Source organism: Bradyrhizobium sp. 613_E4_N2_2 (genome assembly GCF_052075995.1).
In the GTDB taxonomy this organism is placed as follows: Bacteria; Pseudomonadota; Alphaproteobacteria; order Rhizobiales; family Xanthobacteraceae; genus Bradyrhizobium; species Bradyrhizobium barranii.
The window spans coordinates 7,945,322-7,968,900 of record NZ_CP197234.1; the positions used below are offsets into that span (position 1 = coordinate 7,945,322).

28 protein-coding genes are annotated in these 23,579 nt (G+C 63.7%); 11 read left to right on the forward strand and 17 right to left on the reverse strand.

Translation table 11 applies throughout. The features are described 5' to 3' along the window. Positions 1-97: 97 nt before the first annotated feature. Positions 98-1,054: an alpha/beta fold hydrolase gene (locus tag AB7290_RS37655; RefSeq protein ID WP_085403384.1), complete on the reverse strand. Its 957-nt coding sequence runs from the start codon at positions 1,052-1,054 to the stop codon at positions 98-100. A gap of 329 nt (positions 1,055-1,383) precedes the next feature. Between AB7290_RS37655 and AB7290_RS37660 the strand changes: the two genes are divergently transcribed. After that, positions 1,384-1,566 carry a hypothetical protein gene (locus AB7290_RS37660; RefSeq protein ID WP_063986707.1) on the forward strand — a complete coding sequence of 61 codons (183 nt, stop codon included), beginning with the start codon at positions 1,384-1,386 and terminating at the stop codon, positions 1,564-1,566. A gap of 7 nt (positions 1,567-1,573) precedes the next feature. Here the strand turns inward: AB7290_RS37660 and AB7290_RS37665 are convergent, their stop codons facing one another. The 3 genes from AB7290_RS37665 to ykgO all read right to left on the reverse strand — a co-directional run bounded on the left by AB7290_RS37665 (position 1,574) and on the right by ykgO (position 2,847). Then, positions 1,574-1,834 carry a hypothetical protein gene (locus tag AB7290_RS37665; protein ID WP_028147974.1) on the reverse strand — a complete coding sequence of 87 codons (261 nt, stop codon included), beginning with the start codon at positions 1,832-1,834 and terminating at the stop codon, positions 1,574-1,576. A gap of 124 nt (positions 1,835-1,958) precedes the next feature. Beyond that, positions 1,959-2,615, reverse strand: a complete 657-nt coding sequence (locus AB7290_RS37670; protein WP_094184308.1) for a tetratricopeptide repeat protein — start codon at positions 2,613-2,615, stop codon at positions 1,959-1,961. A gap of 106 nt (positions 2,616-2,721) precedes the next feature. Beyond that, positions 2,722-2,847, reverse strand: coding sequence for a type B 50S ribosomal protein L36 (gene ykgO, locus AB7290_RS37675; RefSeq protein WP_006611362.1), 126 nt, complete (start codon positions 2,845-2,847; stop codon positions 2,722-2,724). A gap of 330 nt (positions 2,848-3,177) precedes the next feature. Between ykgO and AB7290_RS37680 the strand changes: the two genes are divergently transcribed. Then, positions 3,178-4,062, forward strand: a complete 885-nt coding sequence (locus AB7290_RS37680; protein WP_028147972.1) for an amidohydrolase family protein — start codon at positions 3,178-3,180, stop codon at positions 4,060-4,062. 98 nt (positions 4,063-4,160) lie between these two features. On the opposite strand, the gene AB7290_RS37685 is transcribed toward AB7290_RS37680, so the two are convergent. Genes AB7290_RS37685 through AB7290_RS37695 form a run of 3 tightly spaced genes read right to left on the reverse strand, consistent with a single transcriptional unit; the run spans position 4,161 to position 5,958 of the window. After that, positions 4,161-4,658, reverse strand: coding sequence for a GlcG/HbpS family heme-binding protein (locus AB7290_RS37685; RefSeq protein WP_085403385.1), 498 nt, complete (start codon positions 4,656-4,658; stop codon positions 4,161-4,163). A 38-nt stretch (positions 4,659-4,696) separates the two neighbouring features. Further along, complete coding sequence (locus AB7290_RS37690) at positions 4,697-5,356, reverse strand: hypothetical protein (protein WP_354113968.1); 660 nt, start codon at positions 5,354-5,356, stop codon at positions 4,697-4,699. Between the two features lie 5 nt (positions 5,357-5,361). Then, on the reverse strand, positions 5,362-5,958 hold the full coding sequence (locus tag AB7290_RS37695; protein WP_028147969.1) for a superoxide dismutase: 597 nt from the start codon (positions 5,956-5,958) through the stop codon (positions 5,362-5,364). A gap of 533 nt (positions 5,959-6,491) precedes the next feature. Between AB7290_RS37695 and AB7290_RS37700 the strand changes: the two genes are divergently transcribed. The 3 genes from AB7290_RS37700 (at position 6,492) to AB7290_RS37710 (ending at position 8,777) form a co-directional block, all read left to right on the forward strand. Beyond that, positions 6,492-7,223, forward strand: a complete 732-nt coding sequence (locus tag AB7290_RS37700) for a haloacid dehalogenase type II (RefSeq protein WP_085403387.1) — start codon at positions 6,492-6,494, stop codon at positions 7,221-7,223. Positions 7,224-7,264: 41 nt separating this feature from the next. Continuing rightward, entirely contained in the window at positions 7,265-7,732 is a 468-nt protein-coding gene (locus AB7290_RS37705; protein ID WP_014491890.1) for a YbaK/EbsC family protein, read from the forward strand. Positions 7,733-7,925: 193 nt separating this feature from the next. Next, on the forward strand, positions 7,926-8,777 hold the full coding sequence (locus tag AB7290_RS37710; protein WP_085403388.1) for an adenylate/guanylate cyclase domain-containing protein: 852 nt from the start codon (positions 7,926-7,928) through the stop codon (positions 8,775-8,777). An 87-nt stretch (positions 8,778-8,864) separates the two neighbouring features. Here AB7290_RS37710 and AB7290_RS37715 read toward each other — a convergent pair whose 3' ends face one another. Together AB7290_RS37715 and AB7290_RS37720 are read right to left on the reverse strand one after the other, a co-directional pair. Beyond that, entirely contained in the window at positions 8,865-9,218 is a 354-nt protein-coding gene (locus AB7290_RS37715; RefSeq protein ID WP_085403389.1) for a hypothetical protein, read from the reverse strand. Between the two features lie 95 nt (positions 9,219-9,313). Then, positions 9,314-10,300, reverse strand: a complete 987-nt coding sequence (locus AB7290_RS37720; protein WP_085403438.1) for a tripartite tricarboxylate transporter substrate binding protein — start codon at positions 10,298-10,300, stop codon at positions 9,314-9,316. Positions 10,301-10,450: 150 nt separating this feature from the next. Here AB7290_RS37720 and AB7290_RS37725 point away from each other — a divergent pair, with 150 nt between their 5' ends. Continuing rightward, positions 10,451-10,708, forward strand: a complete 258-nt coding sequence (locus tag AB7290_RS37725; protein WP_085403390.1) for a hypothetical protein — start codon at positions 10,451-10,453, stop codon at positions 10,706-10,708. Between the two features lie 128 nt (positions 10,709-10,836). Here the strand turns inward: AB7290_RS37725 and AB7290_RS37730 are convergent, their stop codons facing one another. Next, positions 10,837-11,358: an REP-associated tyrosine transposase gene (locus tag AB7290_RS37730; RefSeq protein ID WP_085403391.1), complete on the reverse strand. Its 522-nt coding sequence runs from the start codon at positions 11,356-11,358 to the stop codon at positions 10,837-10,839. A gap of 129 nt (positions 11,359-11,487) precedes the next feature. Next, complete coding sequence (locus AB7290_RS37735; RefSeq protein ID WP_085403392.1) at positions 11,488-12,426, reverse strand: LysR family transcriptional regulator; 939 nt, start codon at positions 12,424-12,426, stop codon at positions 11,488-11,490. Between the two features lie 118 nt (positions 12,427-12,544). Between AB7290_RS37735 and AB7290_RS37740 the strand changes: the two genes are divergently transcribed. The 3 genes from AB7290_RS37740 to wrbA all read left to right on the forward strand — a co-directional run bounded on the left by AB7290_RS37740 (position 12,545) and on the right by wrbA (position 14,811). Further along, positions 12,545-13,297: an SDR family NAD(P)-dependent oxidoreductase gene (locus AB7290_RS37740; RefSeq protein ID WP_028147961.1), complete on the forward strand. Its 753-nt coding sequence runs from the start codon at positions 12,545-12,547 to the stop codon at positions 13,295-13,297. Between the two features lie 50 nt (positions 13,298-13,347). After that, entirely contained in the window at positions 13,348-14,046 is a 699-nt protein-coding gene (locus AB7290_RS37745; protein WP_085403393.1) for a pirin family protein, read from the forward strand. A gap of 165 nt (positions 14,047-14,211) precedes the next feature. Further along, a complete protein-coding gene (gene wrbA, locus AB7290_RS37750; RefSeq protein WP_071909485.1) occupies positions 14,212-14,811 on the forward strand; it encodes an NAD(P)H:quinone oxidoreductase in 600 nt (199 codons plus the stop codon). A gap of 265 nt (positions 14,812-15,076) precedes the next feature. On the opposite strand, the gene AB7290_RS37755 is transcribed toward wrbA, so the two are convergent. Together AB7290_RS37755 and AB7290_RS37760 are read right to left on the reverse strand one after the other, a co-directional pair. Continuing rightward, positions 15,077-15,961, reverse strand: a complete 885-nt coding sequence (locus tag AB7290_RS37755) for a protein-L-isoaspartate O-methyltransferase family protein (RefSeq protein WP_085403439.1) — start codon at positions 15,959-15,961, stop codon at positions 15,077-15,079. A 113-nt stretch (positions 15,962-16,074) separates the two neighbouring features. Next, positions 16,075-16,551 carry an Lrp/AsnC family transcriptional regulator gene (locus AB7290_RS37760; RefSeq protein ID WP_014491880.1) on the reverse strand — a complete coding sequence of 159 codons (477 nt, stop codon included), beginning with the start codon at positions 16,549-16,551 and terminating at the stop codon, positions 16,075-16,077. A 122-nt stretch (positions 16,552-16,673) separates the two neighbouring features. Here AB7290_RS37760 and AB7290_RS37765 point away from each other — a divergent pair, with 122 nt between their 5' ends. Further along, positions 16,674-17,213 (forward strand): RBBP9/YdeN family alpha/beta hydrolase, encoded by a 540-nt coding sequence (locus tag AB7290_RS37765; RefSeq protein WP_085403394.1) that lies wholly within the window; start codon positions 16,674-16,676, stop codon positions 17,211-17,213. A gap of 21 nt (positions 17,214-17,234) precedes the next feature. Here the strand turns inward: AB7290_RS37765 and AB7290_RS37770 are convergent, their stop codons facing one another. From AB7290_RS37770 to AB7290_RS37780, 3 genes are all read right to left on the reverse strand, one after another. Beyond that, complete coding sequence (locus tag AB7290_RS37770; RefSeq protein WP_085403395.1) at positions 17,235-18,377, reverse strand: GNAT family N-acetyltransferase; 1,143 nt, start codon at positions 18,375-18,377, stop codon at positions 17,235-17,237. A gap of 117 nt (positions 18,378-18,494) precedes the next feature. Continuing rightward, positions 18,495-19,847, reverse strand: a complete 1,353-nt coding sequence (locus AB7290_RS37775) for an O-antigen ligase family protein (protein WP_085403396.1) — start codon at positions 19,845-19,847, stop codon at positions 18,495-18,497. 39 nt (positions 19,848-19,886) lie between these two features. Next, positions 19,887-20,954, reverse strand: coding sequence for a glycosyltransferase (locus AB7290_RS37780; protein ID WP_085403440.1), 1,068 nt, complete (start codon positions 20,952-20,954; stop codon positions 19,887-19,889). 248 nt (positions 20,955-21,202) lie between these two features. Here AB7290_RS37780 and AB7290_RS37785 point away from each other — a divergent pair, with 248 nt between their 5' ends. Continuing rightward, the gene (locus tag AB7290_RS37785; RefSeq protein WP_085403441.1) at positions 21,203-22,189 is read left to right on the forward strand and encodes a glycosyltransferase; all 987 of its coding nucleotides are present in this window, start codon (positions 21,203-21,205) and stop codon (positions 22,187-22,189) included. Between the two features lie 6 nt (positions 22,190-22,195). On the opposite strand, the gene AB7290_RS37790 is transcribed toward AB7290_RS37785, so the two are convergent. Beyond that, positions 22,196-23,224, reverse strand: a complete 1,029-nt coding sequence (locus AB7290_RS37790) for a glycosyltransferase family 2 protein (protein WP_085403397.1) — start codon at positions 23,222-23,224, stop codon at positions 22,196-22,198. Positions 23,225-23,579: the final 355 nt, after the last annotated feature.

The following is a 23,579-nucleotide window of genomic DNA, read 5'->3' on the forward strand; positions in this document are numbered from 1 at the left end:
GAGCTTCGGTTCTGATTGAGTCAGAACCGAAGCTCGGGCTTCTTGTTTCGACGCGTTTTCTTCACGCGAACCGGTATCCACTTCGCTCGAAAACGCCTTAATCGGCGGCCGCCTGCGCAGGGACGATTTTCCCGATCATCGTCTCGATTTCCGTCTTCACCAGATCCGGCACAGCGTTCTGCACCATGTGGCCGAGATCGGGCAGCACGATCAGCTTTGCACCCGGCACCATCGCGGCGAAGGGACGCGCGTGGATGGCGGTCTTCACCGTCTTGTCGGGCTCGCCGGCGATGATCGTGACCGGCGCCTTGATCTCGCCATAACGCGCAGCCTGCGCCGTCACCGCTTCCTTCAGCGTCACCAAATCATAGGCATTGGCGATGAACTCGCGCGGGCGCAGCAGCAGCGGCGTCGCGGAGTCCTGCACGAAACCATCCGGCATGGTCTGCGGCAGGAAGACGCTGCGCGCGCCGGCCTCGGCAACGAAATACCCCATCGGCAGCGTGATGGTATAGGCGAGCAGCCGGCCGATCACCGGCGTTGCGATGATCTCGTTGTAGCGGCCGACGCCGCCGCGCCAGGGATGGGTCACCGGCGCCAGCATGACGAGACCGGCGACGCGGCCGGGATGATCGAGCGCGATCCGCGCGCCGAGCGCACCGCTCCAGGAATGCACGACGAAGACCGCGCGATCGATCCCGAGCTTACGAAGCGCCTCGTCAATCATCCGGGCCTGGATCTCTGGCGTCGAATCCTGCCGCCGCATCCGCGTGCTCCAGCCGTGACCGGGACGGTCGATCAGGATGACGCGATGGTCTTTGGCAAGGAGGTCGCCGAGCGGACGCCGCATCGCTTCGAGATTGGAGCTCGCGCCGTGCAGCATCACGATCGGCATGCCTGAACCGCGCGGACCGATATCGACGACGTGAAGCACAGCGCCGTCGACCTCGACCATCCGGCCCTGGGGCGGAAAGGCGCGTTGCACGGCGAGGACGCCGGCCTGCGTGGCCAGCGCCAGCAGAACCAGCGCGGTCACGACTGACATCACAATCATGGGGAGAATCCGGGCGATCCAGGGCACCTGGCAGTTACGAGACTAGCGGGCGGCAGTTTCGCGCCGTGAGATCCCGCGCTCCACTTGAAATGCCGGGGCTGTGGATATGTGCATAATTCCAGCAGGAAAAAACGCAATAAAATCAATGGAATTCCTCGCAGCGCGCAAGCCTCGGGCCAGCTTCATGCAGTCGTCATCGCGGCTTCCATATAATCGCCACGGTCGGTTCCGCCATCTAGGCGCGGGTGGGCGCCGATCCTCCTCGCAAACTCCAAGGGGATGCGGGAAAGGCCGGCAGGATTTGTCCTGATTTGAACCGGAGAATGTCGATGAGCTTCAGATCCAAAGACACTGCGATCGACGAGATCGTGGCGAGCTGCAACGGTGACCTGCGCGGTGCAGTGCGGGCACTGCTTCTGATCAACGAGCATCTCGAGACGGAGCTTGCAAAGGCTTACGCCGCGGCCGCCGATCACGGCCTTGTCGAGCGCGCCGGTAGCGTCCTGCACTAAGTGCAGGCTAGTTCGTTCCGTCCTCGTCCTTTTCCTCGTCGGGTGTGACCGCAGGGCAGGCGCGGATCGTCGAACGGGCAAGCTTGGCATCGGCCCTGGATTTGTAGGGACCGTCGCCGAACCAGATGTCGCCGATGATCACGGGATTGCTGGTTACGATGTTGCATTTGCCGGTGGCGCGATTGCCGACCACCCAGAACAAGCCGTCGGCGAGGCTCACCGAGCCCGACGCGAGCAGCAATACACCTGCAAAGATCAAACGCTTCATGGCCGTGCTCCTGCCATGCAGGTAGGCCTGCGCGCGCTTCAACAATACCCCTGAGAACGCCGCACGTGTGATCGTGGTTAATCCGCGCACGCTGCAATCACTCGGGAAATGATCAACTTGTCCGCTAGATGTCGCGGCCTTCGACCTTCTCGGTCAGCGCCTTGACCTGCTCGGGGATCTTCTCGAGGTGCGGATTGACGGCCAGCGCCTTGCGGTAGGCCTCGAGCGCACGTTTCTCGTCACCGACCTCCTGCATGATCATGCCGAGGCCTGCGAGTGCGCCGAAATGGCGAGGCTCCCGGATCAACACCTCGCGGATGTCGGCAAGCGAGCGGCCGTAGTCATTCTGCATGTAGTAGAGCGTGGCGCGCCGGTTCCAGGCCTCGATGTAGTCGGGCCTGAGCTTGATGACCGAATCCAGCAGCTTGATCGCGATGTCGATCTTCTGCGCGTCGACCGCGGTCTTGGCCCGCGCCATCAACAGCGATGCGGTGTCGCTCGGGGTCTGGATCCAGATCGCCCAGATCCGCGCCTCGACATGCTTGGCGCTGGCCTCGTCGGGCGCGGCCTTGAGCGCGCCGAACAGGAAATCGAGATTCTTGCTGCGGTCGACCTTGGGCAGCTTGGCCGGCGCCTCCGGCAGCTTCTTCTGTTCCTTGCCGGGAGGGGCAGGCAGCTCTTTCTGCGCCAGGGCTGGCGTAAGGCCAGTGGCGCCCAGCACAAGGGCCAGACACAGGGTGCGTGCGAAAGGGAAGCTCACTGCCAGGAATCTCACTGCCATGCGCAAAGTCTAAACGCGCAAAGCCGCCCTTGCAAAGCAAAGGCGGCGTCAAACTCGTGTGAGCCGTGGTCTTGCGGGGCGCGCGGAGGCGACCGCGAGGGCAATATCAGCCCTGGCGAGCCTTGAAGCGGCGCTGCACCTTGTTGATCACATAGACTCGGCCCTTGCGGCGGACCAGGCGGTTGGCGCGATGGCGACCGCGCAGCGATTTCAGCGAGTTACGGACCTTCATGGCAGAATCCTGAACGTTCGAAAGGCCGTGTTCGGCACTACCGTTTCGGCACGCGCGAATGTGGCAAAATGAGATCTTTCCCGCTGGCGGACCGACCGCCCGGGACGGGGCGGTTCTTAAGGCATGGGAGGACCGGATGTCAATGTTAACTGCCCGGTTCCGGGCCAGCAAATTCTGGAAAACAACCCCATGCAAAGTAGAAAGCAAAGTAGAAACGGCCGGATCGGCCCGATCTACGCATTTGTCGACTTGGGGCTTCGCTTCGACGACGTGCCTTGCCAAATTCGTTATATCATATAATCAATTCGTCAACCCGTCGGGAGGAAACCAATGCCGAAGCTGAAGCTGCCCAACATCGACGATGTCGTCGCCATCGACATCCACACCCACGCCGAGGAGCCCTGCGGCACCCATCCCGACGACGGCTATGACGATTTCCAGGCGCAGATGGCGGACTACTTCAAGTCGCCGCACAAGCATCCGCCGACCGTGCCGGAGACCGCGGCCTACTACCGCTCCAAGAACATCGCCGCGGTGATCTTTCCGGTCGATGCCGAGCGCGAGACCGGCTTCCGCCGCTACAAAAATGAGGAGATGCTGGAGATCGCCTCCGACCATCTCGACGTCCTCATTCCCTTCGTCTCGATCGACCCGCACAAGGGCAAGCTCGGTGTGCGCGAGGCGCGCAAGCTGATCGAGGAATACGGCGTGCGCGGCTTCAAATTCCATCCGACCATGCAGGGCTTCTACGCCAACGACCGCATGGCCTATCCGCTCTACGAAGAGATCAACAATGGCGGCGCGATCGCGCTATTCCACACCGGCCAGACCGGCGTCGGCTCGGGCATGCCCGGCGGGATGGGCATGCGGCTGAAATATTCGAACCCGATGTACATGGACGACGTCGCGGCAGATTTCCCCGACCTCAAGATCATCCTCGCCCATCCCTCCTTCCCCTGGCAGGAGGAAGCGCTGTCGGTCGCGACCCACAAGCCGAACGTCTACATCGACCTCTCGGGCTGGTCGCCAAAGTATTTCCCGCCGATCCTGGTGCGCTACATCAACTCGATCCTTCAGGACAAGATGCTGTTCGGCTCGGACTGGCCGGTGATCACGCCGGACCGCTGGCTGTCGGACTTCGCCAAGATCGAGATCCGCGACGAGATCCGGCCGAAGGTACTGAAGGCCAACGCGCGCAGGCTGCTGGGGATCTAGCCGCGTACTCATCGCCACGGCGCATTGAGGGCTTCGACCGGTTGCCGAAGCCCTCACGCTCAGGCGCTCAAGGCCTCGCTGAGGCGGGCAAGGCGGCCCTAAAACTCCAGCTTGTCGCGTATAGCGTCGATTCCGGCCCTGGCGCAGGCTTCGTCAGCATCACCGCCGGGCGCCCCAGACACACCGACGGCTCCGACCAGTGAACCGCCCGCTTCGACAATCAATCCGCCACCTATAATGACCGTGCCGGGGAGATTGCGGATACCGGCCTGCAGCATGCCAGGTTGGCTGACGGCATTCAGTTCGGTGGTGCTGGTACGGAATGTTGCTGCGGTCCACGCCTTGCCCGAGGCCGTTGAAACGGTGTGAGCACCTGCGAACCTGTCACGAAGGATCACCTGTGTCCCCCCGAAGCGATCGACGACCGCGACGGCGACCTGGTACCCGCGTGATCGGCAATCACCAAGCGATGCCCGGGCCAGATCAAGCGCCAGCTCGGGACTCAGGGATTTGTAGGTCGCGAGCGGCTCCTGCGCCATTGCCGGGTGCGCGAGCATCAACAGGACGGTGGCCGCAAGCAGGGTTCGAGCGAGCATGGTTTCTCCGACGTGAGAGGGTCGACGCCGATGTTAACCTAGTTCAGCGCACCGTATGTCAGGTCGTCGAATACGGTGACACTGTCGGCCTTGGTCCACAAGCCGATCATGCCGGCGTCCCTGATCGATTCGTCCTCGACCTCGAACATCGGCTTGCCGTCATACGTCACCTTGAATAGCTTTCCCGCGAATTCGCAACGTAGGGAATGCCATTGACCTGACGGCACCGATACCTTGACGCCATAGCCGCCTTTCCGGCCGACAATATCGAGCGCGCTGCGAACACCCTTGATCGTCTTGTAGAGCACAACATTGTCTTCAAGCGCGTTGGCCCGCACGACATAGTAATTGTCGGCATCCTTTGCGCGCCAGACAATACCGGCCGCACGATCCTCGGAGCCTGCGATCGCCTTGAACTTGACCTCGACGAACCCGTCCAGGATGCTGGTGCCGCTCCTGAGCGCCACTGGAAACGTCGCCTGACCGGATTGTTTCAGGACGTTCGGCTTGCTTGGCGCCGTCGACTCCACCTCGACCGTCCATTTGGGCTGGCCACGACCCGTCATCGTCAGCGTCCAGCCTTCGGGCGCTGCGCCGGTTGCTGCGTTGTCAAAATTTACAGTTTCTGCCATCGCGTTTCCTTCAACCAACAATAGGAACAACGCCGCCCCTAAGAGCGCTACGCTCGTTTTTTGCACGACGTCTAAGCTTCCCGCCTGTATTGATCGTACAGTGTTGCAGCGTTGTCCCATTTGATCGCTTCCATGTAGATGTCGACATACTTCGCGGCCGCCGCGCCATAATCCATGTGATAAGCGTGCTCATACATGTCGAGCACCAGTACTGGGCGTCCGCCGGCCAGCGTCGTCGTGTGGTCGGCGGCCCACTGATTGACCAGCCGCTTGTCGCGCGGCGAGTAAGAAAGAATCACCCAGCCGGAGCCGCCGCCTTCGGCCTTGCCCATGGCGGAGAACTCCGCGCGCCACCGCTCCATGCTGCCGAAATCGCGCGCGATCGCGTCGGCAAGTGGTGTGCTCGGCTTGCCGGCACCGCCGAGCCCGTCGAAATAGATTTCGTGGAGGATCATCGAGTTTGACGCGACGAGTTCCTCGCGCTTCAGGCCGTTGATGACGAAGTTCGGAGCTTTCGCGAAGTCGAGCTCGGCGAGTTGCGTTCCGATCGCGTTGAGTCGCTTTACGGCACCGACATAGTTGTTCTCGTAGTGGCTGACGAGCACCTTCTCCGAGATGCCGGCAATGGATTTCGGATCGAACGGCATCGGCTTGGGCTGGTATGTCATTGGCCTGGCTCCTGTTGGCTGATTGGCTTGCGCAAGGGCTTGCGTCCCCGCGAGTATTGCGGTCGATGCCGCGGCGGCCCCCACGCACCTGATGAAGTCTCGGCGGTCGGTATTCGTCGTCATGGAGCCCTCCACGTCATCGTCGTCCCCGACTTGCCCCGTGTGCTCGCTAGCTCTTGGTGCTCGCCGTCTTGTCGAGTGCGCAAATAGACCGCGCGGTCCTTGTCGATACGGACATCGACGAGGGTCGGCGCGCTGGCGGCACCAATTGACGGGACAATTTCTCTGATGAGATCGAGATGAAAGAAGACATGCGGCGTCCTTGGTGACCAGGACGCGATACTTGGGCATGTCGCCTCGCGGGGAGATCGCAAATCCCCGTACCCTGAATTAAACGCCTGCCGGCGGCAGTGTCAATCTGCTGCGCGAGGTCGACGGGGTGACGATTGTTTGAAGAAGGTTCCGACCTTGTCGAGTACCGGGCCGTTTCGGTATTGTCCGTGCGCCACCGCAAAGTCCCAAAGGAGCGAGCCATGAGCATCAAGGCCGTCGTCTTCGACGCTTACGGAACGCTCTACGACATCCAGTCCGTCGCAGAGATCACCGAGGATGCTTTTCCGGGCTATGGCGAGATCATCACGCAGGTCTGGCGGATCAAGCAGCTCGAATACACCTGGTTGCGCTCGCTGATGCGGCGCTACCAGGATTTTGCCGCCGTCACGCGCGACTCGCTCGCCTATACGCTGCGCCTGCTCGGCCTCGCCTATGAAGGCGAAGCGTTCGAGCGGGTGATCGAGAAATATCTGGATCTCGATCTCTATCCGGATGCAGCCGCCGCGCTTGCGGCGCTGAAGCCGCGAAAACTCGCCATCCTCTCGAATGGCAGTCCGGACATGCTGAATGCGCTCGTGCGCAATTCCGGGCTCGACCGTCTGCTCGATGCCACCATCAGCGTGGATGCGAAGAAGGTCTTCAAGCCGTCTCCAGAGGCCTACACGCTGATCGGCGAGGTGTTCGGCACCAGGCCGGATGAGGTTCTGTTCGTCTCGTCCAATCCCTGGGATGTCGCGGGCGCGAAGTCGTTCGGACTGAACGTCGCCTGGATCGAACGTGTGACGCCCGAGGCGATGGCGCTGGCTTGCGTCGAGAACGAACTCGTGGCACCGCTGACGATGTATAAGGCGATCCGGACCCAGATGGACGAGCTAGGGTTCGCGCCGGATCATCGTGTCCGCGCGCTCTCGGAACTGCCAACGGTCGCCTAAGCATCGCCGCCCGCCCATGAGTCTGGAATGAGCTGTTTGGAATGAGCCTTCAATCCGTTCGCGCCTTCTTCGCCGAGAAAGCCCCCGACATCTCCGTCATCGAATCCCCGATCAGCTCGGCCACGGTGCCGCTGGCCGCCGAAGCCTATGGCGTCGAGCCCGGCCGGATCGCCAAGACCCTGTCGTTGCGCATCGGCGAGCGTGTGATCCTGATCGTTGCCGCCGGCACCTCGCGCATGGACAACAAGAAGGTCAAGGCTGCGTTCGGCGGCAAGCCGAAGATGCTGGGGCTGGAGGAGGTTGCCGAGATCACCGGCCACGAGGTCGGCGGCGTCTGCCCGTTCGGACTGAAGTCACCGCTGCCGATTTATTGCGATGTGTCGCTGAAGGCGTTCGACGTGGTGGTGCCGGCCGCAGGCTCGACCCACAGCGCCGTGCGCATCACGCCCGAGCGGATGGCGGAGCTCACCGCGGCCGAATGGGTCGACGTCTGCGAGCACAGGCCTTAAGGCGGCTCCGGCCTGTCCTCGTGAACCACGGCGCGGAGGGCGACCTCACGCCAGGTCGGTTTTGGCACCTGGCTGGCTGCATTCGTTGCACGAGTATGACGGTTTCGGGACTGGACGACCGGTCGTTGAGCCGCGATGGGGCCAGATGCGATGCCTGATGCAATTGCCGGTCAGGGAGGCTACCATATGGACCATGACCGACGACAAGGTGAAACGACGATTGACCACCGTCCTGTGCGCTGACGTGCAGGGCTATTCTCGCCTCATGGAGGCAGACGAGACCGGAACGTTGGAGACGCTGCGCCGCTACCGCACTGCCTTTGCGGGACTGGTGGAGCGTCATGACGGCCGGATCGTGAATACCTGGGGCGATGCTGTGATCGCCGAGTTCGCCAGCGTCGTCGAGGCCGTGCAATGTGCGGTCGAAATTCAGCAGGAAATTTCCAACCAGGATTCGGACCCACCTCACGCGAACCCGATGCGGTTTCGCATCGGCATTAACCTCGGCGATGTGATGGTGGACGGGTCCGACATCTATGGCGACGGAGTCAATATCGCGTCGCGGCTGCAAGAGCTCGCCGAACCCGGCGGCGTTGTGATCTCAAGCTCCGTCTACGATCAGGTGCACAACAAATTGTCCGTTGGCTTCGACTGTCTCGGCCAGCGACCAATGAAGAACGTTGCTCCCATGACCAGCTATCGCGTGGCCATGAGCGGCCAAAGCGCTGGGCGACGGAGCTTCCCGGTTGACGAAAGCCTCCCTCCCCAGGGGCGGGCTGTTGCAGATTCGGAAACTGGCGCGCGATGGATTGACAGCAGGCACGAGCCATCCACCTGGATGGGCTTCGTCTCGGATTGGCTGGCGAAGCTGCCCCGCCCGGTTGCAGTGGCCCTCACGGTTTCGGGCTTTCTGATTCTGATCAACGTTTTCACCGGCATGCACAAGATCTGGTTCCATTGGCCGGTCGCAGCATTGCTCTTCGGTGCCCTCTTGCGGACAGCACTCCGGCAGCGACCCGAGCCGAACAGCAAGCGGGATCGCTAAACGAGTCGGGAGTGAGGCGGTCGCTTCAGGTCATGACTTGAGCATGACCTTTTCGGAAAATCGCATCACACTTTTCCGGATCATGCTCTAGTCGTTGTCATCATCATAGGGACGTGGTGGCGCGGCGACAGGCGGCGGCGCATTGTTGTAGCGCGGCGGCGGCACAGCCCGGCCGCGCGGGACCGGCTGCTGCGGCTGGGCCTGGTTGTTCGACTGGAACACCGCCCGGCATGCGCTCGAAAGCTGCGGCGTGTTCTGCTGCAGGCAGGTCACAATGCGGTTCGTGTCCGGAATCTGGTCGCTGCACAGGCGCCAGACATCCGGCGTGCACGCCATCTGCTGTTCCATTGTGCCGCGATAGTCCTGGGCTGATGCCGCGCCCTGCGCGACGATGCCGCTGACTGCAAGCGCCAGACCCATCGCAATTCGCTCTGTTCGCATGTCCCGATCCTTCTCGCTTTCCTTGATTTGTCTTCAATCAATGAGACGCGGTCAGGTTCTGAACCAACAAAAAAATGTGAAAATGCGGCGGGAACCTATTCCACCTTGCCGATCTTCTTCACCGCCGCGATCAGCCGCGCGCTGTCCGTCGCCACGAATTGCGAGAATGCCGGCGCGTCCTGATAGGCGGCCAGACTGCCCGAGGCCTCGAAGCTCCTGAGCACATCCGGACTCGTCATCACCTTCGCCATCGCTTCGCGCAGGCGGCTCGCGACCGGCGCAGGAAGAGCGCTCTGTGCAAAGAGCCCGGCCCAGATGTACATCTCGACGTCCTTGTAGCCGAGCTCCTGAAAGGTCGGAACGTCGGGGAAGCTCGCGATGCGCTGTGCGCCGCAATTGCCGAGCACGCGCAGCTTGCCGTCGTCGACCTGCGGCTTCAGGGTGCCGGGCGCGGCTGCTATCGCCTGCACGGTGCCGCTGAGCAGCGCGGTCAGCGCCGGGCCCGCGCCGCGGAACGGAACATGCAGCAACTTGATCTCGGCGCTGCTCGCGAACATCTCCATCGCGACATGCAGCGTCCCGTAAGGACCGGACGAGCCGTAAGTGATTTGGCCCGGCCGCTTCTTCGCATCCTCGACAAAATCCTGCGCCGTCTTCCACGGCGCCGAGGCCGGCACCGCGAGCAGCGTGGGATCGGCGAGGACGCGCGCGATCGGCATGAACTGCGAGACTTCGTACGCAACGGGTCGGTCGAACAGGCGATCGGCCTCGGGGAGCACCGCGAGCGAGGACAGCGTCATCAGCAGCGTGTAGCCGTCGGGCTCCGCGCGCGCCGCCGCAGCATTGCCGACCGATCCGCCGCCGCCACCGGCGCGGTTGTCGACAATGACGGGCTTGCCGAGGACCCGCTCCAGCGCCATCGCGACCGGACGCGCGGCAAGATCGGCCTGACCGCCCGCCGGAAACGGCACGATCATGGTGATGTTGCGCACCGGATAGGCTTGCGCGAAGGCCTTGTCAGGTAAAGCAGCCCGCAACAACGGCAATGCCGCAGCCGCGCGCAAGAGATCGCGTCGATCCATCATAGTCCCCTCGCCCCCGATTTTCTTTGTTTCGCTGGCAGCCTAACCGGCCGAGCGGCAAGAACAAGGCGTTTACGAAGTATTGACCATGTTCGGCCCGGCCCGGAACGCTTCCCTGAACCCGCTGTTGCCCTCTTGAGGGAGTGGGTGATGCGGAATCTTGCGACCATCGACGTCGCCCTGGACGAGATGCTGGTGAATCTCGCAGCGATCGTCTTGCGGCTTTCAAAGCCCGAATTGACGCGAACGCCGGAAGCGCGGCGCGCGCTGGCGCAATCGGTCCATCAATACGCCGCCTGCGCGGCACGCTCGAACGACCCACGTGTGCACGAATTGAAGACGCAGCTGGAAGGGACGCTGAAGCCAGCCTTGCGCATTGTCGCAATCGACGGCGTGAAGGTGTCGTGATCGGAAGTCGTAATCTGAAATGGTGGGCACGCTTCGCTTTGCCCACCCTACGATAGTTGTGCGGAGGATCGACGAGCGAGATCTCGTAGGGTGGGCAAAGGCGCGCTCTTCGCGCGCCGTGCCCACCATCATTCTCCGAACTGCCCCGCGATATCCCGCATATCCCCTCCCCAATCCACGGGGAGAGTGCCTTGGTCGACGTAGCGATGGAAGCTGCTGAGCGACCAATCGCGCACACGCGTGACGAGGCCATGCTTCACTGGATTGAAGTGGATGTAATCGACGTGGCGCTCCAAGTCCGCGTCGTCTCGAATCGCGTGCTCCCAGTAGCGGCGCTGCCAAATTCCCTTCTCGCGCTTGAGTGACTTGCTTGCCGAGCGCTCCTGCGCTTCCAATCCTCGCGAGAAACCGCCCTTGATCAAATTCCAACGCGACGAAAAGTCGGAATCATTCTCCGGGAGCGACCAAATGGCATGGAGATGGTCGGGCAGGATACAGATCGCGACGGTCTCGAACGGTCGGCGCTGCTGAACGGTTTGGTAAATTCGTCTTAGGCGATCAACATGATCCGCGAGCAGAGTGCTTGAACGATCGGCGAGCACGACCGTAAAGAAGAATGTGCTGCCTTGTGTGCGCCGATATCGAGACATCTGCGATCCCATCAGGCAAAGGCGTGGGCACGCTTCGCTTTGCCCACCCTACGATAGCCGTTTGCAGGATAGACTAGCGAGATCACGTAGGGTGGGCAAAGGCGCAACGCGCCGTGCCCACCAAGGGATCTACCCCGCTTTGTTGACACCCTTCTTCGGCCGCCGCTTGCACGTGCCTGGCAGCTTCGCCGCGAGAAAATCGCCGAGCGCCTCGACGCGTGCGGGGCGCGGGCCGCCGGGTGGCGTCACCAGATGCACGGCGCCTTCGGCCTGCTTCCAGTCTTTCAGGATCACCTCAACCTCGCCGGACGAAATCGCCTCGCCGACGATGAACTCGGGCAGCTCGGCGATGCCGAGACCGGCGATCAGCGCCGGCATCACGGCTTCACCGTTGTTGACGCGAAGCTGTCCGCCCGGACGGACGCTCGCCTGCTCGCCTGCCGAATTGGTGTAGTTCCAGACATTGGGCGTCGAGAGATAGGCGTAGCTGAAGCATTTGTGTTCGGCGAGATGCATCGGATGCGTGGGCCGTCCATGGCGCTTCAGATAGGACGGCGCGGCCACCGTGAAGCGCGGCATGGTGAAAAGCCGCCGCGCGATCAGCGAGGAGTCCGGCAGCCGCGCGATCCGCACCGCCATGTCAAAACCCTCGCCGATCAGATCGATGGTCGCATCGCTCAGATGCAGATCGACCGAGACCTCCGGATAGGTTTCGAAGAACTCCGGCAGCAGCGGCGCCACCGCCTTGATCCCGAACGTCATGGGCACGGCGAGCCGGACCAGGCCGCGCGGCGCCACCGATTGCGCCAGCGCCTCGTTCTCGGCCGCCTCGCCGTCGACGAGCAGACGCGTGGCGCGTTCGGCGAGCTTGTGCCCGGCATCGGTCAGCGCCAGCCGCCGCGAGGTGCGGTTGAACAGCCGGGCACCGAGCCGTTCCTCCAGTCGCGTGACCGCCTTGGACACCGTTGCCTTGGACATCGCGAGCTCGCTCGCGGCCCCTGCAAACGACCGTAATTCCACGACTTTTGCGAAAATCGCGAGCGCCTCGAAATCGGGAAGTTTTGCCATGTGCGCCGGTCCAATTGGGGTATTCTGGGAAACAATGCGTTTCAACAGTTTCTATTTCTATACCACAGGCGGAGGCTTATCCAAGGGGCATCAGACATTCAGGAAATGGAGAAATCCAATGACCAAGAAGCTCTCAGGCAAGGTTGCCCTCGTCACCGGCGGCTCGCGCGGCATCGGCGCGGCCTCGGCCCGCGCTCTCGCCGATGAAGGTGCGGATGTCGCCATCAGCTATGTCGCCTCGCCCGAAAAGGCCGAGGCGGTCGTTACCGAGCTCAAGGCCCGCGGCGTCAAGGCCCGCGCTTTCAAGGCCGATCAGGCCTCGGCCAAGGACGTGACGCAGCTCGTCAATGACGTCGCCAGGGAATTCGGCCATCTCGACATCCTCGTCAACAATGCCGGCGTTGCCGCCGGCGGCGCGATCGACGATGCGAAGGCTGACACGGCCGCGCTTGAACGGCAGGATTCCATCAACGTACACGGCGTGATCGCGGCGATCCGCGCTGCTTCGCAATTGATGGGCGAAGGCGGCCGCATCGTCACCGTCGGCTCCATGCTCGCCGACCGCGCCTCGTTCCCGGGGCTTGCCGACTACGTCGCCACCAAGGCGGCCGTCGTCGGCTACACCAAGGGCGCGGCACGCGACCTCGGCCCGCGCGGCATCACCGTCAACGTGGTGCAGCCCGGCTCGATCGACACCGACATGAACCCGAAGGACGGCGGCGAGTTCGCCGAGACGCAGCGCAAGCAGCACGCGCTGCAGCGCTTCGGCCGCCCCGAGGAAGTCGCCGCCGGCGTCGTGTTCCTCGCAAGCCCGGAAGCCTCCTTCGTCACCGGCACGGTGCTCAACGTCGACGGCGGGTTCGGCGCCTGATCAAGGCGGCAGCCGTTCAACCCAAAGGATCACACAAAGGAATTACGCAGATGATCGAACTCAGACCTTTCGCAAAGCTCGGCGGCGCCGATCACGGCTGGCTCAAGGCCAAGCACCATTTCTCCTTCGCCAGCCACTACGATCCGAACAACATGGGCCACGGCGCCTTGCGGGTGTGGAACGACGACGAGATCGCGCCGAACACCGGCTTTCCCGCCCATCCTCACGCCAACATGGAAATCATCACCTATGTGCGCGAGGGCGCGATCACCCATCAGGACAGCCTCGGCAACGAGGGCCGCACCGAAGCGGGCGACGTGCAGGTGATGAGCGCCGGCAGCGGTGTTCGCCACTCCGAATACAATCTCGAGCCGACCAAGACCCGGATCTTCCAGATCTGGATCGAACCGACCGCGCGTGGCGGCCAGCCGACCTGGGGCTCGAAGCCGTTTCCGAAGGCGGACCGCACCGGCAAGCTCGTCACCATCGCCAGCGGGATCGAAGGTGACACCGATGCGCTGCCGATCCGCGCCGATGCACGGGTGCTCGCCACCACGCTGAAGGCCGGCGAGAGCGCGGAGTATGAGCCCGAGAGGTCGCGGCATCTCTATCTCGTGCCGGCGGCAGGCGCGGTCGAAATCAACGGCGTGCGCGTCAACGCCCGCGACGGCGCCGCGATCCGCGACGAGGACAAGCTGAAGATCACGGCGCTCGAAGACTCCGAGCTCGTGCTCGTCGACGCGGCTTAACAACGCGCTTCGTCATGGCCGGGCTTGTCCCGGCCATCCACGCCCCACCATGGGCGCACAAGAACGTGGATGCCCGGGACATCTAGCGCGAAGACGCGCTTCGCGCTTCTGCCCGGGCATGACGTCCCCCACAAACAGTCAACATCGATCCCAACGGAGACCACCATGACCAAAGTTCTCGTCCTCTATTATTCCGCCTATGGCCACATCGAAGCGATGGCCAACGCTGTTGCCGAAGGCGCGCGCGAGGCCGGCGCCACCGTCGACATCAAGCGCGTGCCCGAGCTGGTGCCGGCCGAAGTCGCCAAGGCGTCCTATTACAAGGTCGATCAGGCAGCACCCGTCGCCAAGATTGAGGACCTCGTCAATTACGACGCAATCATCGTCGGCACCGGCACCCGCTTCGGCCGCATGGCCTCGCAGATGGCGAACTTTTTGGACCAGGCCGGCGGGCTCTGGGCCAAGGGCGCGCTGCACGGCAAGGTCGGCGGCGCCTTCACCGCGAGCGCGACCCAGCATGGCGGCCAGGAGACGACGCTGTTCTCGATCATCACCAATTTGCTGCATTTCGGCATGGTCGTGGTCGGTCTGAACTACGGCTTCGCCGGCCAGATGAAGCTCGACGAGGTCACCGGTGGCGCCCCCTACGGCGCCACCACGATCACCGGCGGCGACGGCAGCCGCCAGCCCAGCGCCAACGAGCTCGCCGGCGCGCGCTATCAGGGCCGCCAGATCGCGGAGACCGCCAGGAAACTTCACGGCTGAGCCTCGCAGTTAGGCTTGGCGAACGACCGCATGGCTGATGCGACGGGGGCGGCGTTCTCATTCGGGAATGCCGCCCCATCTACGTGGTCGGGATATTTGACCAAAAGCGATACGAATGGCTTTCGAACTCTTGTTGATCGCGCAGATGATCCGCAGGCCTGCGCAAGCATTGGCGCGGCGCTGGTATTGCCGCAGCCTGTTCCGCGCCTCGCGCGGCCGGCTGCATTGCGCCGGGTGCGCGAAATCGTAAGGCGCGAGCGATCAGTCACGCCTGCGTGAGGTCGGCGTGCGGCTTGATTGAATTCGTCTGGACGGGTGCCGCAGCCGTCGAAAGCCACCAGCCCTCACCGGCAAACCAGCACATCTCGTCCGGAGCGCCCTCTCTGCGCAGCGACTGCACGCTCTCCCATCCTTTGGCGAACGCCTCGGCCAATCGCCGGCCGGCATCTGCGTCCTGCAGTCCCGCGCAGCCGATGAACTGGGCTCGACTCAGGAATTTCGCCGGCCAGACCGCGCCCTCGTCCGGGCGCGTGATCATCAACATGCCACCGAGCATGCCCTCCGGCGCCAACGGAAACACCAGCCGGCCGCCGGGCCGCAGCGCATCGAGCCATTCCGTGGCCGGCTGCGCCGCGCCCGCACAGACGTAGATCACATCCGCTCCCGGTAAATCGGACGCGATGCCCGAGCGATCTTCCAGCTCGACATGCGGGATGTGCTTCAGATTTTCGCGCGCGAGTGCCGCCAGGCGTTCGTCGATCTCATAGGCATGGACACGGCCCGAAGGTCCCGTGAGCTCGGCCAGAATGGCCGTGTAGTAGCCGCTGCCGGCACCGATCTGGATCACCGTCTCGCCTTCCCGCACGCCGCAGCCGCTGAGCCAATAGGCGTGCGCGCCCGGCATCCCGATATTGAGGCCGCGCGCCGGATCCAGCGCCAGAAGCGTGTTTTGATAGAGGAAGGCGGGGTCATCGTCGGGCGTCACGACATAGGGATGACCACCGACGGAGATCGACCACGGTCCGGGCCCAACGAAGGGTTCGCGCCTGACCGTGCGAAAGGCCTGTTCGATACGGGGATCCGTCGTCTTGGCTGCGGCGCAGATCAACTGCGCATAGAATGCGCGATATTTTGCCGAACGATCTTCCATGTCGCCTCCGGAAAGCGGAGGCGACGATAGCACAAAGCGCGCGATCATCGAAGCTCGGCGCAATCGAAGGCTTTGTGACAGCCCGGTGACATGTCGATCGCGCGGGCCACGCCTCAACCGCGTTCGGTCTTCTTCCTGATGAGGTCTTTACCGATCGGTCGCGCCGGCTCGCTCCGCAGCACGAGCGAGGTCGTCACAGCGCCGAAGCCGGCGATACGATCCACGATCGTCTCCAGATCTTCCGGCGCCGGAACCAGCACCTTGAGCACGAAGCAATCATCGCCGGTCACGCGATGGACTTCGACGATGTGCGGAATCTCGCTGAACCGTTTGAGGCAGGTCTTGATGTGCTCATGCGAGGTGCGCAGGCGGACCAGCGCCATCAGGCCGAGCCCTAGCGCGCGCGGATTGATGCGGGCGCCGTAGCCTTCGATAATCCCGGCTTCCTCGAGCCGCTTCACGCGCTCGGAGATGGCCGGCTGAGACAGCCCGACGGAACGGCCGAGCTCGGACAGCGGCACGCGCGCATTGGCCTGCAATGCCTCCAGGATCTTCAGATCCTTGGTGTCAATGCTTCCGAAGCGATCCAAGACAATTCTCCATTCCACCTTGAGATCATCGGCAGATGATCTCCTTCGCCGATGACTTGCCATGTGACGCAGCACCAAGACCGGCCACACTGCACGTGCATCTCAGATATCACGGGACGATCATGCACGACATCATCACCTTGCCCGGCCTCGGCGGCTCCGCAGAGACTCATTGGCAGACACTCCGGGAGCGCAACGATACACGTTTCACGCGGTTTCAGCCGGCGAGCTGGGACCGGCCGGAGCTCGCCGATTGGGAGCAATCCCTGGAACAGGTGGTCGGGCGCTGCGCGAAGCCGCCGGTGCTGGTCGCACACAGCCTCGCTTGCCTGCTGGTGGCGCACTGGGCCACGCGCTTCCCATCCACGATCGCGGGTGCTTTTCTGGTCGCGGTGCCCGATCCCGATGGCGCCAATTTTCCCGCGGAGGCGGCTGCGTTCAAGCCGGTACCGGACCGTACGCTGCGCTTCCCCTCGCTCATCATCGCCAGCACCGACGATCCCTTTGGCAGGCTCGATAAGACGCAGCAGCGGGCGCGTGCCTGGAAGTCCGGTCTGATCGTGCTGGGCGCCCTTGGCCACATCAATGCGTCGAGCGGGCTCGGCGACTGGCCGCAGGGTCGCGCGCTGCTGGACGCCTTCAGTGCCGGCCTTTCGAGATGACGCGGGTGCGGGCGGCCTCCGTCACCGCATCTTGCGTATCGCCCGGCTGGCGAAGGCGGCGAGCCTGGGATAGCGACGCAGGTTCTGCGCGGTATGGTCGCGCCATGCATAGGGAGCGCCGCGCCAGGACAGTGCGATGCTGACATCGGTCAATGCGACCTTCGCGGCGCCGAAGCGGCGCTTGTAGTCCTGGTTGCCGATGCTGAGATCGAAACGGCGCACGCCCTCTGCATGCAGCGCCGCCATGGTCCGTTCGGTGACGAGCAGCCCCGGCGAGCAGTTCGACCATGAATCGCCGGCGTGGCTGATGCGCAGGAGGAAATAGCTCGCACCAGACCTGACGCCGAACGTGGTGGCGACGACGGCCTCGTCGCAGACCAGCGCCGAGATGACGGCATAGCCCTCCGCGATACCCTGACGGGCGACCTCGCGATAGAATCGGGCATGAGCGTCGTCGTTGAGGACGAAGCGCGAGCCGAGCTTTCGCATGCGGGCCTGCTGCTGGACATCCATCACGTCCAGCAGCTCGCGCGCACGCGCGACATCCGCCGCGATCTCGAGCCGCGCGCCGGCATGACGGCTGAAGACCCGCCAGCAGCGCGGCATCTGCATGCGCTTGATCGAGGCCCGGTAGGCCTCATAGTCGTCGCCCGTCAGCACGAGATTGCCGTTGAGCGAGCAGGATCCGATCCGTCCGAGCGACACCAGTGGGTTCGGCTTGCCACCGACATGGGCCGGCATCTTCTTCAGCCGCAGCAGATCGAAGCGGTCGGGCAAGGCGCGCACCGCGTCGATCAGCGCCTTGCCGATCGCATCCGTCGCCGCAGCGTCCAACGCGGCATCGAGCGCCAGGATCGGCGCGTTGTTGTCGGAGACGCCGAGATCGGCGAATTCGACGATGCGGATGCCGCGCCTGATGTGGCTGATCATCGGCACCACCGCGATGTCCTTGCCGGTCGCGGCATCGGAGATCAATGCGATCAGCGGTGCAAAGTCGTGAAACGCCTCGTACCATGCGCCGAGCCAGTAACCGTGCTGGAATGCGGTGCGCTGCCCCGCGCTCAGGCGCGATGCGGCCTGCCGCCAGTCACGCACGAAATCGACAGCGATTCCCGACGTGCTGGACGCAAGACCATCTGATTGCTCGACGCTGAGAAACGTCATCCGCGGGACATGCGATTACTGAATGTTTCCAGATAGATTATGTTTGTCGCAGACCACAAGTGACGTAACGGCTTATCGTTAAGCCAACATCACTATCGCTTCGGCTGCGACAAGCTGTCAGCGCTCCGGTTCCGTCTGTTCAACGCATTGGAACCTGGCGAGGAAATGCAGGCCAGCCACTGCAAGCGCGAACATGAACCAGATCGGATTCTGCCGTTCGAGCAGGAAGGTCTCGGTGGCGCCGTAATACAGGCCAAACAGCCATACGGTGAGGAACAATTTTGCCAGCGCGCGACTATGGTTGTGAGCCTGGGCCGACTGGAAATTGCCGAGCGGTGCGAGCACGAAGACGAGAATCACCAGCAACAGCCCCGGCAAGCCGATGGTGACCGCGAGGTCGAGATAGCTGTTGTGGCTGTGCGCGGCGGACGTCGCCCATTCGGACCCCTGGGCAGTCTGCCGCGCGGTCACGTCGTCCCAGAACGCCGCATAGCCGTGACCGATGATCGGCTTCTCGGCGACGGCCGCGAGCGCGAATTCCCAGATCGCGGAACGGCCGGTGAAGGTGGGATCGAGCGGAAGCAGCCGCGTCAGCGCCCCGAGTGCCGGGCTCAAGACGCTGCCGACCGTCAGCAGGTTCATCACGATCAGCGGCACGAAGCAGATGAGCCGCTTCAGCCACAGGCCTGGCGTGACATAGACCAGCGAGGCGAGCGCGTAGATCGCAAGGCACAGCACCGTCGATGTCTTGCCGCCGGTGAAGATCAGGAAGATGCCGGCAAGCGCGGCGATCGCGGGCCCCATCACGAACGAGCCGACGCCGCAGAGATAAATACCGACATAGACCAGGATGGTCATCACCGGCGAAGCGATGTTCTTGTGGCCGAAGCTGCCGCGCCAGTCGCCGGCAAGCTGCGGCTCGGTGAGATCGAGCGCGGTGTGCATCGAATATTGCGGCGCGAGGAAGACGCCGAGATAGCACAGCACCAGCAGCACGAGCGCGGCGCCGCCTAGGCACAGGTTGAAAGTCCGCTGTGTCGGCGGCAGCAATGGCAACAGCATGGCGAGCGACGTCACGCTGACCGCCAGCACGAAGCGCTGGATCGAAACGCCGCGACTCTCGGAGAAGACGATGTTGATCAACAGCCAGCCGACCAGGCAAAGATGCAGTGGCGTCACCAGGCTCTTCAGCGCAGGCGCATCGGTGCCGGCGACGAACAGCATCGCGACCGCAGCCAGCAGACCCCAGGAGATATAGGTGAGCGCCATGCGCCCGCCGACGACCGTGGTCACATCCTCGTTGCGAAGGTCAGGAAACGGATCGAGCGTGATCAGCACCAGCAGCAGCGCCGCAACCGCGACGAGACAGCGCGCCGCCTGCGCGGCATTCAGCCCCGCGAGCCCATCGTGCAGGACGTGGCCCAGCGTTCGGGTCTCCACGTCGGTCATGTCAGCGACGCTGCGATCCATGGCTCGAGGCAAATGGTGAAGCCGGGGAAACTCGAAGTGTTAGCCCGTCCCTGTTAAGCATCCGTCAACCAGCACGCCCGAGGCCCGCGACGCCGTCTGCGGCCCCACGATGCTGCGCGCGATCTCGTAATATTGCAGCGCCCGCTGCTCCAGCGTGAGATTGTCGAGCACGAAGCCGCGCGGATCGAACGCATCAGCGGTGCACCCGGCCCAGAAACAATCCCAGCCCGCCTCGAACCCCGCGATGTCGATGAACTTGGCGCCGCAGCGGTCATCCCAATACGGCACCGACGACACCGGCGCGAACTGGACGCGGTGCGGATAATAATCCGGGTCGCGCCACGGGCCGCCGGGGTCCCAGGCGAACACCGGCACGCCGCAGGACAGAGCCTGCTGATAGGCGATGCCCTGGCTCTCGTTCTGGCACAGGAAGATCATCGCGCGCGAGCGCGCCAGCGCGGCCTGATAGTCTTCTTCCTTGTAGCTGCCGTAGCGCAATTCCGTGAACGAGCGGCCCTCCTTGAGGAGGCGGGCGCGGACGGGCTCGATCAGCTCCGGCGCGTAGCGCTCGCGGTCCCAATGGACCTTGTCGTAGATCAGGACGTCGACGGTCTTTTGCGACGGCGCCGATGGCGCCCAGAGATCCGTGTCGATGCCGATCGGCCAGGCCTCCGTGTCGGGCCAGTACGGCCGGTACATGTCGACGTACCAAGGGCCGGGCACCACGACCTTCTTCACCGGCAGCCGCTTGAACAGATCAGGATCGTCCAGCGGATGATTGTGGGCGGCAACGCCGAGCAGGATCGGATTCTTCCACGCGAACTTGTCGAGCAGGAAGGTGCGGCCGATGATGCAGGCGAGTTCGTCGGGATGCTGCGCGATGTAACCGTAATCGTTGACGCGGTAGCGGATACCGAGCCGGTCGAGCCCTGCGCAGAGATTGAGGAACACGCGAAGCTGCCCGCTCATGCGCGGCTCACCGAGCAGCATCCGGCGCGCCATGCGCCGCAGATGCCGGTCGCCGGGAAACCAGCGATCGTCCTTGTCCTCGTAGAAGAGGTTGAGGACGATGGCATCGGGGTCGTGTTCGAACGTCTTTGCGGGCACTAGATCCATCCGCGGCAAACAGGTCGGCATTCTCGCATGGGACCGGCTGTCGCACTCTTCCAAATTTGCGACAGGCTTAATGCCCGCGGCTTAACGCTAATCTACGAAACCAGAAACACGCAGGCCTTCGCGACAACGATTTGGCCGTAATGCGAGTATCATTCGCGGCGGGCCAATGTTGCGATTGATCGCAATGCCAGTCGGCAGATGCGCCCTGGTTAACAGACCCCTAAAGGCGAGCCGTGGCTCTGATCACCGCCGAAGATGTTCTCGATTTACCGGCTACCTCGCGCGTCGTTCCGGCGCCGCGTCTCCCGCTGCCGGCCGGCTCAACCACATCGGTGTCCGTCGTCATTCCCGCCAAGAACGTTGCGGCCTATATCGGCGAAACCCTCACCAGCGCGCTGGCGCAAGGCGAGATCACCGAAGTGATCGTCGTCGACGACGGCTCGAGCGACACCACCACGGCCATCGTCCGCGCCATTCGTGACCCGCGGCTGCGCCTGATGACCAACGAATCCGCCGGCGTATCCGCCGCGCGCAATCTCGGCGCACGATATGCGAGCGGCGAATGGCTGCTCTTCCTCGATGCCGACGACCGCCTGCGCCCCGGTGCGGTCGCGGCGCTGCTGGCGGCGGCCCGCAATGCTCCGCGCGCGGTTCTCGTCTACGGCGACTACAACACGATCGACAGCGAGGGACGGCAGATCGGCCGGCGGGGCCTGCTGAAGGGACGCCGCAAGCCGTCCGGCGACGTGCTGGCGCGGCTCGCGGCCGGCAATTTCATCGTCAATGGCGGCATCGCGCTCGCACGTGCGGAGGCCTTCCGCGCCATCGGCGGCTTCGACCCTTCCCTCAGATATTGCGAGGACTGGCATTGCTGGTGCCGCCTCGCCGCCATCGGCGAGTTCGAGTTCGCACCAAAGCTTCTGCTCGACTATCGCCTGCACACCGCCAACACCATGAATGCGGCCGTGCGGACGCCGAAGGACTTCTTCCCTGCGATCGCGCGGGTGTTCGACGATGGGCTGATCCTGGCGAGACTGCCCGAGGGTACGGCGGCCGGGCTGCGCCAGGCCGCCGAGGTCCATCTCGTCACCTATTCGGCGATGCAGGCCGTCCGCTTCGGCAGATATCGCGACGCCTTGGCTTATCTCGGGATGGTCGGCCGGCGCTCGCTCAAATCGCTGCCCCGCGCCGCGGTCAGGGTCGCCCTCGCCCGTTTGGGCATCTAACCCGCGTCAAGATACGATTTTCGACGCTTCGTAGGGCTTCGGTGCGAAGCCGAATGCTGCGAGCATGGAGCCAAGCGCGACCAGCGCGGGATGCATGGCGACGACGGCCTTCGATGTCGCGAGAAGACGAGCGGAACGCGCCAGCGACAGCGGCAGCCGTCCGAGCATCTGCGCGAACACTCGCGCCCGCGCGCCCGCGCCCTGTGCGGCCTTGTACTGCACGCGATAATTGATAGCGCCAATACGCAGGCCGCGCTTGGCGATCCAGCCGAGGCTGGTGCGGCTTTGCGGCACGGTCTCGGTGATGACCGCCTCAGCCGTCCAGTGGAAGATCATGCCGGCATCGCGGCACCGCACGAAGAAATCGCAATCGCCGCCGCCGAGGAAATTGAAGCGCAGGTCGAACGCGGGACGATCGAACCGCTCGAACGCCGCACGCGTGATCAGGCAGTTGCCACAGCCATAGATCAGCGGCACCGCGCCGCTGTAATCATAGGCGGGGCAGAAGGCGGGATGATGTGCGAGCCAGGGCTTGCTGTCGTCGTCGAAGACCGGCAGCACCGGCCCGCCGACCACGTCGGCGCCGGTCGCCTCCGCGGTGCGAACCATCAGCTCGAGCCAGTCGGGCGAAGCGATCTCGTCGTCGTCGATCATCAGGAAGCGGGTCGCGGCGGGAAACAGCGCCTGCGCCGTCTCGAAGGCGGCGTTGATCGCCTGGCAATTGCCCTGCCGCTTCTCGACCAGGCAAACGCCCTGGAGCCGGCCGTCGGCCAGATACTCCGCGGCAACCGGCGCGCTTTCGCGCCCCGCCGCGTCGTTCTCGACCATGACCACCGCGAAGGAGCGCGGGGTGCGCTGGCTCACGAGCGAGTCCAGTGTCAGCCGCAGATGGTGCGGGCGGCGGAAGCAGGGAATGCAGACGACGATGCCGACCGACAGGTCGATGACGCGGGAGCTCGCCGCGATCTCCCGGTTGGGATCGCGCACGGCATCCGAGATCCGGCTGGCGGAAAGGTCTGTCGGGATCAGCGTCATGGCATCCTAGATGTCCGATATGTATTGAAAAAGCCCTGCGTCAATCACGCAGTAATCGGCGCTGTCCTGCGACGGCACATCGCCGCGGGACAGATCAGTCCCAAAATGAACGGCGGGCCCGAGGCTCGCGACGGCGCAACGCCGCGGATCTCCCGCCCTTCATACGCTTAACCGCTTTTGCGCGTTTCTCCTGCAAGTCCCCGCATACGTGATAGTGCAATTCGCAGTCCATCACGCGCACGACAGCGCAACATGGACAATGCCGTAGTTAACGCCTGCCCGCATTAACCCGACCGTAAGCACCGCGACCGGTGAAGCGGCGCGGCATCGGATTTGCTCTTCGGGCATGCGAGAT

Coding starts and splice junctions, on each gene's coding strand:
- AB7290_RS37700 (WP_085403387.1), top strand. CDS start 6,492: ATGAGCATCAAGGCCGTCGTCTTCGACGCTTACGGAACGCTCTACGAC.
- AB7290_RS37685 (WP_085403385.1), bottom strand. CDS start 4,658: ATGCTCGCTCGAACCCTGCTTGCGGCCACCGTCCTGTTGATGCTCGCG.
- AB7290_RS37730 (WP_085403391.1), bottom strand. CDS start 11,358: ATGTCTCGATATCGGCGCACACAAGGCAGCACATTCTTCTTTACGGTC.
- AB7290_RS37755 (WP_085403439.1), bottom strand. CDS start 15,961: ATGGAAGATCGTTCGGCAAAATATCGCGCATTCTATGCGCAGTTGATC.
- AB7290_RS37705 (WP_014491890.1), top strand. CDS start 7,265: ATGAGCCTTCAATCCGTTCGCGCCTTCTTCGCCGAGAAAGCCCCCGAC.
- AB7290_RS37720 (WP_085403438.1), bottom strand. CDS start 10,300: ATGGATCGACGCGATCTCTTGCGCGCGGCTGCGGCATTGCCGTTGTTG.
- AB7290_RS37695 (WP_028147969.1), bottom strand. CDS start 5,958: ATGACATACCAGCCCAAGCCGATGCCGTTCGATCCGAAATCCATTGCC.
- AB7290_RS37765 (WP_085403394.1), top strand. CDS start 16,674: ATGCACGACATCATCACCTTGCCCGGCCTCGGCGGCTCCGCAGAGACT.
- AB7290_RS37735 (WP_085403392.1), bottom strand. CDS start 12,426: ATGGCAAAACTTCCCGATTTCGAGGCGCTCGCGATTTTCGCAAAAGTC.
- AB7290_RS37775 (WP_085403396.1), bottom strand. CDS start 19,847: ATGGATCGCAGCGTCGCTGACATGACCGACGTGGAGACCCGAACGCTG.
- AB7290_RS37745 (WP_085403393.1), top strand. CDS start 13,348: ATGATCGAACTCAGACCTTTCGCAAAGCTCGGCGGCGCCGATCACGGC.
- AB7290_RS37660 (WP_063986707.1), top strand. CDS start 1,384: ATGAGCTTCAGATCCAAAGACACTGCGATCGACGAGATCGTGGCGAGC.
- AB7290_RS37665 (WP_028147974.1), bottom strand. CDS start 1,834: ATGAAGCGTTTGATCTTTGCAGGTGTATTGCTGCTCGCGTCGGGCTCG.
- AB7290_RS37770 (WP_085403395.1), bottom strand. CDS start 18,377: ATGACGTTTCTCAGCGTCGAGCAATCAGATGGTCTTGCGTCCAGCACG.
- AB7290_RS37710 (WP_085403388.1), top strand. CDS start 7,926: ATGACCGACGACAAGGTGAAACGACGATTGACCACCGTCCTGTGCGCT.
- ykgO (WP_006611362.1), bottom strand. CDS start 2,847: ATGAAGGTCCGTAACTCGCTGAAATCGCTGCGCGGTCGCCATCGCGCC.
- AB7290_RS37740 (WP_028147961.1), top strand. CDS start 12,545: ATGACCAAGAAGCTCTCAGGCAAGGTTGCCCTCGTCACCGGCGGCTCG.
- AB7290_RS37715 (WP_085403389.1), bottom strand. CDS start 9,218: ATGCGAACAGAGCGAATTGCGATGGGTCTGGCGCTTGCAGTCAGCGGC.
- AB7290_RS37655 (WP_085403384.1), bottom strand. CDS start 1,054: ATGATTGTGATGTCAGTCGTGACCGCGCTGGTTCTGCTGGCGCTGGCC.
- AB7290_RS37790 (WP_085403397.1), bottom strand. CDS start 23,224: ATGACGCTGATCCCGACAGACCTTTCCGCCAGCCGGATCTCGGATGCC.
- AB7290_RS37670 (WP_094184308.1), bottom strand. CDS start 2,615: ATGGCAGTGAGATTCCTGGCAGTGAGCTTCCCTTTCGCACGCACCCTG.
- AB7290_RS37680 (WP_028147972.1), top strand. CDS start 3,178: ATGCCGAAGCTGAAGCTGCCCAACATCGACGATGTCGTCGCCATCGAC.
- AB7290_RS37725 (WP_085403390.1), top strand. CDS start 10,451: ATGCGGAATCTTGCGACCATCGACGTCGCCCTGGACGAGATGCTGGTG.
- wrbA (WP_071909485.1), top strand. CDS start 14,212: ATGACCAAAGTTCTCGTCCTCTATTATTCCGCCTATGGCCACATCGAA.